14 protein-coding genes are annotated in these 14,278 nt (G+C 42.4%); 4 read left to right on the plus strand and 10 right to left on the minus strand.

Features of this window, described 5'->3' with window-relative positions; all coding sequences use genetic code 11:
- Positions 1-4 precede the first annotated feature (4 nt).
- From R7044_RS09300 to R7044_RS09310, 3 genes are all read right to left on the minus strand, one after another.
- Positions 5-985 carry a T3SS regulon anti-activator ExsD domain-containing protein gene (locus R7044_RS09300; RefSeq protein WP_005377193.1) on the minus strand — a complete coding sequence of 327 codons (981 nt, stop codon included), beginning with the start codon at positions 983-985 and terminating at the stop codon, positions 5-7.
- A 148-nt stretch (positions 986-1,133) separates the two neighbouring features.
- Positions 1,134-1,994 (minus strand): AraC family transcriptional regulator, encoded by an 861-nt coding sequence (locus R7044_RS09305; protein ID WP_005377191.1) that lies wholly within the window; start codon positions 1,992-1,994, stop codon positions 1,134-1,136.
- 609 nt (positions 1,995-2,603) lie between these two features.
- The gene (locus R7044_RS09310) at positions 2,604-3,017 is read right to left on the minus strand and encodes a YscW family type III secretion system pilotin (protein ID WP_031778954.1); all 414 of its coding nucleotides are present in this window, start codon (positions 3,015-3,017) and stop codon (positions 2,604-2,606) included.
- A 388-nt stretch (positions 3,018-3,405) separates the two neighbouring features.
- On the opposite strand from R7044_RS09310, the gene exsC reads away from it, so the two are divergent.
- Positions 3,406-3,852, plus strand: a complete 447-nt coding sequence (gene exsC / locus R7044_RS09315; RefSeq protein WP_005377174.1) for a type III secretion system regulatory chaperone ExsC — start codon at positions 3,406-3,408, stop codon at positions 3,850-3,852.
- A gap of 8 nt (positions 3,853-3,860) precedes the next feature.
- Complete coding sequence (gene exsE2 / locus R7044_RS09320; RefSeq protein WP_005387156.1) at positions 3,861-4,166, plus strand: T3SS regulon translocated regulator ExsE2; 306 nt, start codon at positions 3,861-3,863, stop codon at positions 4,164-4,166.
- A 126-nt stretch (positions 4,167-4,292) separates the two neighbouring features.
- Here the strand turns inward: exsE2 and R7044_RS09325 are convergent, their stop codons facing one another.
- On the minus strand, positions 4,293-5,813 hold the full coding sequence (locus R7044_RS09325) for an aldehyde dehydrogenase family protein (RefSeq protein ID WP_005377169.1): 1,521 nt from the start codon (positions 5,811-5,813) through the stop codon (positions 4,293-4,295).
- A gap of 239 nt (positions 5,814-6,052) precedes the next feature.
- On the opposite strand from R7044_RS09325, the gene R7044_RS09330 reads away from it, so the two are divergent.
- On the plus strand, positions 6,053-7,819 hold the full coding sequence (locus R7044_RS09330) for a sigma-54-dependent Fis family transcriptional regulator (RefSeq protein ID WP_225455490.1): 1,767 nt from the start codon (positions 6,053-6,055) through the stop codon (positions 7,817-7,819).
- Positions 7,820-7,880: 61 nt separating this feature from the next.
- Here R7044_RS09330 and R7044_RS09335 read toward each other — a convergent pair whose 3' ends face one another.
- Entirely contained in the window at positions 7,881-8,018 is a 138-nt protein-coding gene (locus R7044_RS09335; protein WP_005377165.1) for a hypothetical protein, read from the minus strand.
- A gap of 577 nt (positions 8,019-8,595) precedes the next feature.
- Between R7044_RS09335 and R7044_RS09340 the strand changes: the two genes are divergently transcribed.
- A complete protein-coding gene (locus R7044_RS09340; protein ID WP_005377162.1) occupies positions 8,596-8,799 on the plus strand; it encodes a hypothetical protein in 204 nt (67 codons plus the stop codon).
- Positions 8,800-8,809: 10 nt separating this feature from the next.
- Here R7044_RS09340 and R7044_RS09345 read toward each other — a convergent pair whose 3' ends face one another.
- The 5 genes from R7044_RS09345 to zwf form a co-directional block, all read right to left on the minus strand.
- Complete coding sequence (locus R7044_RS09345) at positions 8,810-9,337, minus strand: hypothetical protein (protein ID WP_225455491.1); 528 nt, start codon at positions 9,335-9,337, stop codon at positions 8,810-8,812.
- Positions 9,334-10,188 (minus strand): hypothetical protein, encoded by an 855-nt coding sequence (locus R7044_RS09350; RefSeq protein ID WP_053350327.1) that lies wholly within the window; start codon positions 10,186-10,188, stop codon positions 9,334-9,336. The genes R7044_RS09345 and R7044_RS09350 overlap by 4 nt, the downstream gene beginning before the upstream one ends.
- 197 nt (positions 10,189-10,385) lie before the next feature.
- Entirely contained in the window at positions 10,386-11,834 is a 1,449-nt protein-coding gene (gnd, locus tag R7044_RS09355; RefSeq protein ID WP_005377160.1) for a decarboxylating NADP(+)-dependent phosphogluconate dehydrogenase, read from the minus strand.
- 38 nt (positions 11,835-11,872) lie between these two features.
- Positions 11,873-12,589, minus strand: a complete 717-nt coding sequence (gene pgl / locus R7044_RS09360) for a 6-phosphogluconolactonase (protein WP_225455492.1) — start codon at positions 12,587-12,589, stop codon at positions 11,873-11,875.
- The gene (gene zwf, locus R7044_RS09365) at positions 12,586-14,088 is read right to left on the minus strand and encodes a glucose-6-phosphate dehydrogenase (protein WP_017634563.1); all 1,503 of its coding nucleotides are present in this window, start codon (positions 14,086-14,088) and stop codon (positions 12,586-12,588) included. The genes pgl and zwf overlap by 4 nt, the downstream gene beginning before the upstream one ends.
- Positions 14,089-14,278: the final 190 nt, after the last annotated feature.

Genomic DNA, 14,278 nt, shown 5'->3' on the forward strand with positions numbered 1-14,278 from the left:
CTATTTAGATCTGGCTGAGGTGATTGCAAGCCTGGCCGCACTGACCACTTTGAGTATCAAAATAGTAGTGATCGATATCACCAACAGTTTGCATGTTCTTGAACCATTGCCATACTTTCGCAACCGCATTTTGGTCGTTGTAAACCACATCGCATGCATCCCAAACTTCGTTCAGCTCGGGGGCTTCAAGTCGCACTTCCGAACACCAATTTTTCCACTCAGAAATAAATTGTTCGGTTGTAGAGGTGTACTCCGCGAACCCTTTCAGCTCGTCTAAAGACGGTTGCCACTTCTCAATTAACAAACGATGACATTCAATCACTTGCAACTGTTGTTCGCTTAACGTCCCAAGTTGCTTTTTAAGTTGATGCTGCTGGCTCTTAATAAGATCGAGTTGCTGTTGAACAAAGACGGCACTGGTGTCTTCCCCTGATAGCTTCGACCAATATTCCTTCTGAATATCGAGTTGATTGATAAGTTGTTCAACTTTAATCGAAGCATGAAGAGCACTTTGATCGACTTGTCGGTTAATCCACTCGTTGAGTGATAAATGGAAACAAAGCATCAACGTTTTTGGGACAGCCAAATTAAAGCGAAAGCCCAGACGAGAGTTGATGTAGTCCAGCCTTTGTTCGAACGTTGTGATTGTGCTGCTATCACTGAGCTGCGATCCAATCTCCAAAAATAAACGCATGGCAAACCGGTCTATCGAAGCACCAAGTTTTTGATACGTTTTAACTAACTGGCTAGCGCATAGGCTATCGACGACATTTCTATCCAACAAGCGTTGAAGTAAAGATAACTGCTCATAATTTATGACGCCTTCACTCAACAATTGTCGGTGATTGACGTGCACAACATTGAGATCCTGCGTAGGTTTCGAGGCGCTTTCATAACGAGCTCCTCTTTGTAAAACAGTCACTTTCCGCTGTGTCACTATGCTGTCTGGAAAAAGCGAACGGCGTCGCCAATGCTGCTTTTTCATTTATGTTCGTCTCCGCACCCCTTTCGAACAATCCAGAAAGAAAGAGATGTAATAATTTTTAATCGTTCGTTGTTACACGATACATAATAGAATTTACACTGGTGAGTGACTTTCAAAATTAGTCAGAAAATTTTAGTCCCAAGTCATTTCATTTCGCGATAGCCACTTGATCGTCTCCCGAACGTACGCGGCTTGGGGTCGTTCCAAAACGACGACGGTAACTCTGCGTAAAGTAAGACTGACTGGAAAACCCTGCCTCCATCGCCACATCTACGATGCTCATCTTGCTCGTCAACAGCAGTTTATGAGCATGCAGTAGTCGACGCTCACTGATCCAAGCTCTTGGAGAAATGCCATAGTGCTCATTAAAAAGCTCTTTAAAAGTGGTTAAGCTGGCACCAAACTCCTGCGCGTAGTCTGTCAACTTCCATTCTTTTAAGTAATGCTGTTCCATAAATCGACGTAACCGTTCCGACGTACGGTTTGTTTGTTGTGACAGCAACGCATACAGTGATTCTCCTCCTTTGCTGTGTAGCAAGAGAATGAGTAGTTCTTCGTATTTTAGGCACATAATGGCATCAGGGTACGCTTGTTGCTCAAGCGTCTGCATGCTAGAAAGCACTTGTTCAACGAGTATGTTCAAACCAAAAGTAAACAAACCAGAACAAACTTTGTCTACCTTAGGCAGCATCATCAAGAGATCACTGTGTTTTTGCAGCAACTGACTAACGAGTTCATTGTCGTAAGCAATAATCGACGCTTTGTATGCCCCATCTAGCGGAGAGTACTCTAACAAGTAATCCCCTTGAGATAGAAATACCCCATTTTCTGCAGCAACATCGATTGTGCAATCACCTGTTTGAACTCGAAGCTGACCATTGTGAACGACAACAATGTGAGACTGGTCTGAGTGAAATACTTCGTCAGATTTTTCATAGCAGGAAAAACTACGAATTTTTCGTGAACTCGAGTCGACCCTTTCTGAGTTTAGTTGGCCTGACACATCCATTTTCTACCCTTCATTATTTTGAGTTTCTCAGTGCAAATGTTGAGAAACTTTCAAAGCACTACTTTGATCGTTGTTATTTCTAAGTACTGCTGTATGAATTAAAGAAGCAAAGAAAAGAGCATAGAAGTTCTATCACTTACCATACCCCCCGAATAATTAGCAAATAACCCAAGCATTACCTTTACCTGAAGGTAAAGGTTTGACTTAGTAAATTTCTGCTGTCCGTCTTTATTATTTTTATCAGATAGCGTTTATCATTAGCCAAAACTTAAATATCATTTCGTTATTTAAGTTTGGTTGTTTTGTTATACATTAGAATACAATTAAATAGATTTCGGCACCGTTTCGAGAACAAAATTAAATTTCCAAAATCATAAAAATGTATATTTTATAGCCTAAAACGCCAAGCCAACGTGTTCAAGGAGCGAGATATAATCATAAAAAATACTGTTTTTGCAACAAGTATGAGTCTAAAAAACAACTGACCCGATGACTTCAAAGTCATGTAATTAATGTTTATAAAAGACAACAAATCTTTCACAACAGGAAAGATATAGTCTTTATTTTTATAAATTAGAAAATTCTAATAAAAATGTAGTGCTTAAAATTTTATCTGTTTATTTTTGGAACAAGAATCAAGTTTTCTTGTTTATTTCCCTCTAAAAATAAATAGTTCTTTTCTTTTTCCGCAACGAGCTCACCGTTTGAATAAAGCTTTCCAATAATCTTCATTTTTCCTTCACCAGCTTGAATTGGTGCAATTAAAAACGAATACTGCACAGGCAACTGAACGCCTTGGTAGCTCTGAGATACCGATTTAAGACATTGATTATCAATAACTTTACATATTTCCACTTCAAGAGAAGTAATCGAAGGTGGAAAGTAGCCGTCGACAGAAACCCAACCATAGACTGATGCCTGACTCTGTGTATCAAAGTCATCCACCCCATTGACGGACACAGTCTGACTGCACCCACTCAGTATGAATAACCCAATAAAACCAGCCCATATAGAATTGTTCATTATGACCCCATAAACTTATTTTATATAATCTAGCTCATTTGAAATCCACACAATTCTTTATGTAAAAATATAAAAGATCAACTTATATTTATACTACAAGCGGACAATAAATCGCATTTTTCAACAACACGTAGTTAACATGGACTGTAATTTCAAAAGCAGTTTCTGCTCACTTTCATTCCTTCCTTAATTGAAGTTTATTAGAGAAAAATGATATTCATATATATCATTACCATCGAGATATGCATCTGAACACATTTACTTTTGCCTTTCTATTTCTCTCAACACATTTAAAAGCCAAAATATAATAACAACCGACTAATATTGATAAACATGAAGAGATACATCTAATATTTTCCTTGATAAAATTTCAAAAGGGACTATTCCTATGTCAGCACGCCAAACTATCGATGAGATTTTGCTAAAGTTTGCTCATCAAATAGGCTTGCCTGCACTGCATCTAACGGAAAATGAAGTAAGCTTAGCCTTTGATGATAATCTAAGGGTGCATATCATCTTTCATCCTGAATCGACAACTCTGCAGCTCGAAGCTGAGATTGTTGGCCTTCAAATTGTAAATTCCGATCTTTATCGTTCTTTCTTGGCCTTTAATTATCACTGGCCTGAGCACCAGTTATTTTTTAGTTTAGATAACCACCGACATGTCCTATGTTTAAACCGACTCATTAACATTAGGCGACTGGATTACGAATATTTTGAAACAGCTTTAGCAGAATTGCTGACGCACAGCGAGTCGTGGGAAGCGTTATTGTCTTCTCATGTAACCATTGATGAGGCACCACCGATGCCACAAACTTTAGACTTGAGAGTTTAGGTGTCTTTATGTCCAATGACATCCAATCCACATACACCAATTCATCGGTTCATGACGCTCAACAAGCGCAGCAAAGTGATGCAGTGCCGCAAGGAACGTTTCATGGCCGTAAAGTCACCCTACTCTCCTCATCAGAAAGCAGTCTGATGCGAACAAGCTCTAAAAGAGAGCTTGGTGAATGTTTAAATCAATTTGCCAGTCTCGAATCTTGCAATCGCGTTTTGGACTTTGATCCACAACTCAATATTGACAAGCAAAACGCCGCCGTAGAAAAGCTTATGGAACGAAAAGTGGCGATAATTCAACGTTCCTGATATCACAATATAAGCAGGTTAAACATCTAAGTTACCCTTCAGCCGACAAGCTCACGCTAATAAAAAACCCCGAAGATTCGGGGTTTTGATTCATACTGCTTTTTCTTTATTAATTACTTAGTTTCACTAGAAGAAGCCTAACGGGTCGATGCTGTAGCTAATCAGCAAGTTCTTCGTGTTCTGGTAGTGATCCAGCATCATCTTGTGCGTTTCGCGCCCGATACCCGATTTTTTGTAACCACCGAACGCTGCGTGTGCAGGGTAAGCGTGGTAACAGTTAATCCAGATCCGACCAGCTTCAATATTACGGCCCATACGATATGCAACGTTCGCATCACGTGTCCAAACACCTGCGCCTAAGCCATATTCAGTGTCGTTTGCGATTTCCAACGCTTCAGCCTCATCTTTGAATTTGGTGATAGCGATCACTGGGCCAAAGATTTCTTCTTGGAAGATTCGCATCTTGTTGTGGCCTTCCAACATGGTTGGCTGAATGTAGTACCCCTGGTTGATAGACTCTGGCTGTTCTGACACTCCACCACCAAAGACCACTTTTGCGCCTTCTTCACGGCCGATTTCCAGGTAACTTAAAATCTTATCAAACTGTTCTTGAGAAGCCTGAGCACCGACTTGAGTATCGGTATCGAGCGGATTACCTTGTTTAATCAGCTGTGCACGTTCCGTCAGTTTCTCTACAAACTTGTCATAAATCGCTTCATGAACCAGTACGCGAGATGGACAAGTACAAACTTCACCTTGGTTGAAGAAACCAAGTAACGTACCTTCGATACACTTATCAAGATACTCATCTTCGTAATCGAAGATATCTGAGAAGTAGATGTTTGGAGATTTACCACCTAACTCAACTGTCGATGGGATCAAGTTGTCTGCTGCACATTTCAGAATGTGGTTGCCAACTTGCGTAGACCCGGTAAAAGCGAGTTTCGCAATGCGGTTGCTGGTTGCTAATGCTTGACCCGCTTCAGAACCATATCCGTTTACAACGTTGATGACACCAGGAGGAAGAAGGTCACCGATTTTTTCCATCAGAACCAGAATGGATGTTGGGGTTTGCTCTGCTGGCTTCAATACCACACAGCAACCCGCCGCTAGTGCCGGTGCTAGTTTCCAAGCCGCCATCAACATTGGGAAGTTCCACGGAATAATTTGACCAACCACACCAATCGGTTCTGGGAAGTGGTAGCTTGCGGTGTGCTCATCCAGTTCTGCCGCACTGCCTTCTTGTGCGCGAATACAGCCAGCGAAGTAACGGAAGTGATCCACTACTAAAGGTAAATCTGCCGCCAAGGTTTCGCGAACTGGTTTGCCGTTTTCCCAAGTTTCTGCAACTGCAAGCTCTTCTAGATGCTGCTCAATACGGTCAGCAATTTTCAGCAAGATGTTCGAACGTTCTGTCACGCTGGTTTTGGCCCATTTTGCTCTGATGTTGTGCGCGGCATCCAGTGCTAAATTAATATCTTCCTCGCCAGAGCGAGCAACTTTACAATACGCTTGTCCGTTGATTGGTGAGATATTGTCAAAGTACTCACCACCCGTTGGTTTTACCCATTCCCCACCGATAAAGTTATCGTAATGCGATTTAAAGTTAACAATGGCATTTTCACTACCTGGCTGTGCATAGATCATAACTCTTCCTTTTGTTTCTCGTTCAATGTGTTATTGCAGTGTCGTATCGCACTGTTCACAAAGAGCATTACGCAAGTCACACGCCAACTACGCCACACTTGTTGTTAATTAAATGTAAAACTATGATTACCAAGCGATAACAAACCAAGTGAGCGATGTTTGAGCGGATGTATGGTGTGAACACCAATGTTCAAGTGTTCCAAAATGGCACACCCTCACTGTGACAAAATGGTACAGTCATGGAACTTCAACATATTAGCGATAACAATTGGCTTTCAACTTCATGGGTCAGAAGTGAACAAGCGGGTTTAAAACAGCGTCGACGCCCTGAAGATATTCGAGTAACGCCAGCGACGCTCCAAGATAGGCGTCACCAACTCAATTTTTTGCTAGAGACAGTCACTCAATTTGCGCTCCCTCTGTTTAATCAGCTATTTGCTCATAGCGACAGTCGCTTAATTTTGACGGATTCAGATGGTGTCATCATCGGCAGTTGGGGACAGCCTAGATTTCGTGAAAAGTTAACGGAAATCTCGCTAAGCTCTGGTGCATGCTGGCAAGAAAAGGTCAAAGGCACCAACGCGATTGGTACAGCCTTGGTTGAAGCAAAGCCCGTTTCTGTTATTGGTGATCAGCACTTTATCCAACACCATCGTTTTATTAGCTGTTCGGCTAATCCTATTTTCGATCATCTTGGTAACCTCATTGGCGTATTAGATATTACGAGCGAGCAAAAGAGACATGACTTCTCAACGCAAGTACTAGTACAAAACATGGTCCAGCAAGTGGAGAATCAACTACTTAACTTGATTCCACAAGGGCATATTCGTGTGGATTTAGCGTGCGAAAAAGGTTTACTGAATAGTGGTTGGCAAGGAATTATCATTGCAAATGAAGACGGACAAGTTTTGGCTCACAATCAAGTAGCCTCTCAACTTTTTGCGCAAAAAAGTATCATTGGGCAATCCTTAGACGACATTCTATCCACTCGGGGAAATGAGCACCCTTTCGTTTTCAAAACAAAACCGCTTACCGATAAAGATAGCAAGGTCAAGTCTCGTGCTGTAGCGGCGTCCAATGATCTTCATTATGGCGACTCCGCTGTTGAGCACTGTTGGCAGCAAGCCAATCGCGTCATCGATAAAGACATCAGTTTGTTGATTCTCGGAGAGACTGGTGTTGGCAAAAACGAGTTTGTGAAAGCACTCCATAAAAACAGCCAGAGAAAAACGGGACCGTTAGTTTCCGTCAACTGCGGAGCGCTACCAAAAGATCTGGTTGAATCTGAATTATTTGGCTACGTAGCCGGTGCCTTTACTGGCGCAAACAGCAAAGGCTATCAGGGAAAAATTCGCCAAGCACACAAAGGGATTTTGTTTCTAGATGAAATCGCAGATTTACCCTTGGAAGCTCAAAGCCGATTGCTCCATGTATTGCAAGATAAAACCGTGCTTCCCGTGGGTTCCAACCAAAGCATTCAAGTCGATACGCAAATCATTGCAGCCACGCATAAAGATCTGGAACATTTGGTCAGCGAAGGATTGTTCCGCCAAGATTTGTATTATCGCCTTAATGGCTTGATCATTGAGCTACCTCGCTTTGAGGAGCGTGAAGATAAACGACAACTGATTGAGAACATTCATCGGCGTCACGCCGAATCTGAACAACAGCTTTGCCCTCACCTACTTTCTCTGATGCTGTCTTACTCATGGCCAGGAAATTTGCGTGAACTCGATAGTTTAATCAAAGTATCCGCCTTAATGGCGCAAGGTGAAGAAATATTGGAACTCACACACGTCCCAGCCCACCTAAGTAAGAAACTCAGCCAAGCTCAAGAAGGGGCAGCATCCGCTGAACCAACTTCAGAACTGCGTGCAACCGTCGAAGATAAGTTGCTCAAAACATATCAAGCCAACCAGGGGAACATTAGCAAAACGTCTCGTATGCTTGGTGTGAGCCGAAATACCATTTACAGAAAGTTGAAAAGCCTTGGCATATTAAGTTAATTCTACGACCTCAGATACAAAAAGAGCACCGTTGCGGTGCTCTTTCTCTTTGAAACCTAGCTTACAGGCCGCCTTGTTGTTGTGCCTGTTTTACTAATGCCTGACGTTGAGTTTCCTTCTCAGAGATCACTTGATTGTCCTTGTGCATTTCCTGTTCCAATTCTGCTGGAATGAAAACAAAGTACTTGTTAAGAGTCATCTTAGAACCTCAATTTGCTGTGTTAATTACCTTCTTGGTCGACGTAAACAAAACCAGAAAAACATGTTTTACTGGATCCTTGTTGCTAGTTTCAAAAAATAAAGGATGTTCATATAGTAAACATCCTCCATGTGGGCGCTAATTATAGGCGTAGTTTAAAGGCTTACCTAGCACTCTTTTTCACCTTTTATGCAATCTGAGTTTCGATCGAAAAACGGGTTTAATTGCCCGTAGTTACTAAGGTATTGTTAAACAGAGAAAAAAGCTTTTACTGTAACTGACGACAGGGATGAGCTTACGAGTGTAGGTTCACTTGCAATTGTGTATCGTAGAGTTCGAATACGATAATAATAGCGCTACATGCCCTTAATCTGCGTAGTTAAAAACTTTGAAGTGATAGACAACCGAAGTCATATCTGTGCAACTCAGTTTAACGATTTGTCTACCAGTTCAATATTTCACCTTTTTTGAGAAATCTTTAGCCACTTTTTTGTGTGAAACGTCCCAAAAGAGCAGACAATTAAAGTGTGGTATATGACCACAATTGTCTATTCCCACTTAGCTTCGGGAGGCGTTTATGAAAAGTAACAAACTTGGCCATGTAATGTCTTTCAGCAGGATGTTTTCCTTCATTGCATTCTTGACGGCCACATTCGCATGGATTCTCAGCATGTACGCCCTATTTACTGTTTCTTTAGTGGCTCTTGTGGTCAGTGCAATTCTCTACCTAAAAGACAGGTTTTATCAAAACAAGAAAACGACCACTGAAAAGAGCGCCTAGGCGCTCTTTTCTATTGGATGTCATTTCCGTGTGACTTGATATAGTTATCAATCCGTTCGAGTTCGTGAAAATAGCCATACATACCAATACGATTAATTTCTGGTTCTATACAGTATTTTTCTTCTTTTACCATAGCTTCTACAAACATTCCGCTTGATGCAATTGTGAAAGGTGGACATGTCAAGTAACCGTTGGTTTCGGCAATATTTTGCAGTCGTCCGAACTCCCAAAGTCTTCCAGGAATAGCAACTAGCAAAGCAAGTACAGTTGCAAAACCCATCCATTTGATCGATACACTTGAAGATTTAAAAATAACACGAGAAGCTATAAATACACTTAAAGTCGGAGCTAGAATCAGGCCACTAACACTAATCACATGAGACGTACTTAAATATATGACTAAAAAGTTACTATTTATTTGATGTTGGAGAGACTCTAATGTTAAATACTCATACAACCGATAACTTGAGTACGCACTCAAGGTAATACATATTACCAAAACGAAAGCTGAATGCGCCGGGTGCTTCTGTTCTATCATAAGAAAATAGCCTTGGTGGTAGCACGCTTAAGTTGACTTATAGATTTGCGTCTCACAATGTCTTCATTGATTTCGTCAATTGCTTGTATAGCCCTCTTCTCAAAGTGCTCATCGATAGCCGCAATAACTTTTTCTTTCAATTCGAGCTTTCCTTCCAAAGAATTTAGCACCTCTCCAACTAATAAAGCAGCAACAATACCAACTCCAATAGGTAATAATACGACTCCTGTAGCACCTATAAAATAAGCTCCTGCTAAGTATCCAATTGTCGCTGAAATTGAAGCTTTTATAACGTCAGAACTCACATTGACAACCCAATTACTGAACAAATAATCTTTTTTAAATGCAAGCTCTAGAGTTCGATAGGGGACTGAATAAATAATTGTGAGAAACACTCCACCTTTAGCACTCACTTTCAGACCAGCTTGTCCTATTCCTAAAGCCAAAATGTTGGCATTGTTCAAAAGGTAACGTGTGCCTTTTACTATACTTCTGAGTCTGTGGTTGCCTTTAAAGGTGATGTAACTTTTAGAACCATTCCTAGTTATCTCATATTTCCCGATTATCGTCCCTCCTTTATGAAGGTCTTCTGCGAGTATATAGAATGCGGCAATATCATGTAATAAACTTCCCCTCGAGCTAACAAACTCAGCAACTTTCATAGATGCTGCAAGATCCTTAACTTGTTCTTCACTTAATCCTTTGAATCTTTTTTCAAATATCCAAAGATCAACGAGGCCTCTGCTATCTAATACATATATATCTACTTCATTTTCTTCAATTTTCTTTAAGCAACCATTTCTTTTAACTTTATTTCTTTTACTCAAACACTGAAACTTATCGGTGGTCATCTCCACTATTCCTTAGACTTTTTAACTCGGCATATTCTAATCGGAAGAAAAAAACCTGCTCTCCCATTTCTGAGAAGTGCGTGACGAATCAACGTTTAATGTAACTTTTAAATCTACCAATATCTTACAGACACAAAAAAGGATGCCACTTGGGCATCCCTTTATATCTTTATATTTAGTCGGTTTACTTAAAACGATTACACGTCGTAAGTTGTAGACGCTGTGTCGCCGCCTGTACCAGTCCAGTTAGTGTGGAAGAATTCACCACGTGGACGGTCAATGCGCTCATAAGTGTGAGCACCGAAGTAGTCACGTTGAGCTTGAAGCAGGTTCGCTGGTAGACGAGCTGTTGTGTAACCGTCTAGGAAAGATAGCGCAGAAATCGTACATGGCATTGGGATACCAGACTCTAGAGATTTCGCTGCTACTTTACGCCATGCTGCTAGGCTGCCTTGTAGGATGTTTTTGAAGTACTCATCAGAACCAAGGAATGCGATGTCTGGGTTCGCTTCGTACGCATCACGGATGTTGCCTAGGAACGCAGAGCGGATGATACAACCACCACGCCACATTAGTGCTACGTTACCGTAGTTTAGGTCCCAACCGTTCTCGTTCGATGCTTCGCGCATTAGCATGAAGCCTTGAGCGTAAGAGATGATCTTAGAAGCTAGTAGCGCTTGACGTAGTGCATCAACCCACTCTTGCTTGTCGCCTTCAACCGGAGTGATTGTCTTACCGAATAGAGATTCAGCTTCAACACGTTGGTCTTTCAGTGCAGATAGACAACGAGAGAATACAGACTCAGAGATAAGTGTTAGTGGAATACCTAGGTCTAGTGCGTTAATACCAGTCCATTTACCAGTACCTTTTTGGCCTGCTGTGTCTAGGATCTTCTCAACTAGAGGCTCACCGTCTTCATCTTTGTAGCCAAGGATGTCAGCCGTGATTTCAACAAGGTAGCTGTCTAGTTCAGTCTTGTTCCAATCAGCGAATACTGCTTGCATCTCGTCAGCAGACATACCAAGACCGTCTTTCATGAACTGGTAAGCTTCTGTGATAAGCTGCATGTCACCGTATTCGATGCCGTTGTGTACCATCTTAACGAAGTGACCAGCACCATCGTTACCAACCCAGTCACAACATGGCTCACCAGCGTCAGTTTTCGCAGCGATACCTTGGAAGATAGGCTTAACCGCTTCCCATGCTTCAGCAGCACCGCCAGGCATGATAGATGGACCGAAGCGCGCACCTTCTTCACCACCAGATACACCAGTACCGATGAAGTGGATACCTTTTTCACGTAGTGCAGCAACACGACGGTTTGTATCTGGGTAGTTAGTGTTACCACCGTCAATAATGATGTCGCCTTTGTCTAGCAGAGGTACTAGCGCTTCGATGAACTTGTCTACAACGTCACCAGCGCGAACCATCAACATTACTTTACGCGGCGTTTCTAGCTTCTCTACTAGTTCTTCTAGAGAGTATGCACCGATGATGTTCGTGCCTTTTGCTGGACCTTCCAGGAACTCGTCTACTTTAGCAGCAGTACGGTTGTGAGCAACCACTTTAAAGCCGTGATCGTTCATGTTTAGGATAAGGTTTTGACCCATTACTGCTAGGCCAATTACACCGATATCACCTTTCATTGTTTCTCTCCAATTTTATTTCATCGACGAGCAGCGTCTTAAGCAATTTTTGCTGCCGCGTCTAAATCTAAATACCATTCCGTTAGGCCCGATTTCGCTTGAATCTTAGCCGCTGGGTATGGCAGTGCGTGTGCTGGTGAACTGTTAATTTCTTCAACAATGTCCGCTTTTCCTGCACCAAGCACTAAGTAACTAATGCGTTTCGCTGCTTCTAATACGCGTGCGGTTTTCGACACACGAAGTTGGCCCGATTCAGGATGCGACGCCACAAGAGATAGGTTCGCATCATCATAATTCGTTTGGTCAGGGAACAGAGAAGCTGTATGACCATCTGCACCAACGCCTAATAAGATCCAGTCAAACACAGGTGTGCCGTTTTCATTCGGGATTACCTCTGCCATCTCTTTTGCAAAGCGCTCGGCTTCTGCTTTAGGCTCATCTTCACCACGGATGCGGTGAATGTTTTCTGCAGGAATATTTACTTGGCTAAACAACAACGTGTTCGCTTCACCGTAGTTGCTTTCTGCATCGTCAGGGGCAACACAACGTTCGTCACCCCACCAAAAGTGGAGGTTTTCCCATTGAATGGAGGTTGCGTAAGCCTCTGAAGCCAGTAGTTTAAACAGCATTTTAGGAGTGCTGCCGCCAGAAAGAGAGATGTGAACAGGTCTGCCCATTTCGCTAAACGCTTTCATATCGTTAGCTAGGCTTTCAACTACCTGTTCTGCTGTTTGGTAGATCTTATGGTTGATCATAGTTCACAGTAATCCGTATCTGTTAAGTTTTTACATGGGAAACGCCAAGCGCGGCCATCACGCTGTAACAAGTCATCTGACTCTTTAGGTCCCCAAGTGCCGCATGCGTACCCGAAGAGGGATTGTGGATCTTGCTTAAAATCTAAGATTGGCTGTACGTATTGCCAGCACGCTTCCACCGCATCACTACGTGCAAATAGCGTAGCATCACCATTCAAAGCATCAAGTAGAAGACGCTCGTATGCCGTTAGCATTTGCGTTTCTTGCAGGTCAGCGTAATGGAAGTTCATTTTCACTTCCTTCGCTTCAAAGCCTGCGCCTGGCTCTTTCAAGCCAAAGCTCATTTGAATGCCTTCGTCTGGTTGAATACGAATGATCAGCTTGTTTTCTGGTGCGTTTTGACCAAACACAGGATGCGGTGTTTGTTTAAAGTGGATAACCACCTCAGTAACGCGTGTTGGAAGACGCTTACCAGTACGCACGTAAAATGGCACGCCATTCCAACGCCAGTTGTTGATGTACGCTTTCAAACCGATGTAAGTCTCTGTACGAGAATCGTCTGCAACTCCCGGCTCTTCACGGTAGCCGCGTAGGCTTTGCCCACGGACTTCAGACGCCGTGTATTGGCCTAATACTAGGTCATTGCGCAGAGCGTTTTCGTCTAATGGCTTTAGGCATTGAAGCACTTTTACCACTTCATCACGCATCGAGTCTGCATTGATTTGCGCTGGTGGTTCCATACCTACCATTGCTAATACTTGTAGCAAGTGGTTTTGGAACATGTCGCGCACAGCGCCAGAGTTGTCGTAGTAACCACCACGCTCCTCTACGCCAAGGAATTCTGCGCCTGTGATTTCAACGTAATCAATGAAGTTACGGTTCCAAAGCGGCTCAAACATCGCATTAGAGAAACGAAGCACAAGTAGGTTTTGTACCGTTTCTTTACCTAAGTAATGGTCAATTCGGTAGATTTGATGCTCTTGGAAGTGCTCGTGAATTTCTTTGTCCAGAATACGCGCCGATTCAAGGTCATAACCGAATGGTTTCTCAATGATCAGGCGTTTCCAGCCATCTTCTTCACTGTTAAGACCATGTGCTGCAAGACTTGCAGGGATCACACTGTATAAACTTGGTGGGGTTGCTAAGTAAAAAAGCGTATTGCGTTGCTCGAATTGATATTCGTCCGCAAGTTGGTCTAAGCGAGAAGATAGCTTACCGTAATCTTGTGTGTCAGAAGTATTAATTGCTTGGTAATGCAGATGGTTAATAAATGCATCAAGCGTTTCTGGCTCAGTCTTTTCCATTTCCTGAAGCGATTTTTTCAGCTTCGCGCGGTAAGACTCATCACTGTATTCAGTGCGACTTACACCCAGAATGGCAAAATTCTCTGGAAGCTGCTTGTTCGCGTAGAGGTGGTATAAAGCAGGAATGAGCTTACGGTACGTAAGGTCACCTGAAGCACCAAAAATAACGATGCTGCTGTTTTCTGGTATTACCATCATCTTTCCCTTAAAAACGAGGTACTTATTGTGTGCCCGGATACGGCTAGAGAATGAGCCAACCCTATCAATGGCACCTCAAAATAGAAAATTGGTCTTACCTATTACGTTGATAGGTAAAGTCTATGGGCCCAAAGAACCTCAAGAAGTTGCATTTCCGATTCTTGGAAACACGACGTATTGAGGTCAT

The sequence above is a fragment of the Vibrio sp. 1402 genome, from assembly GCF_033340275.1.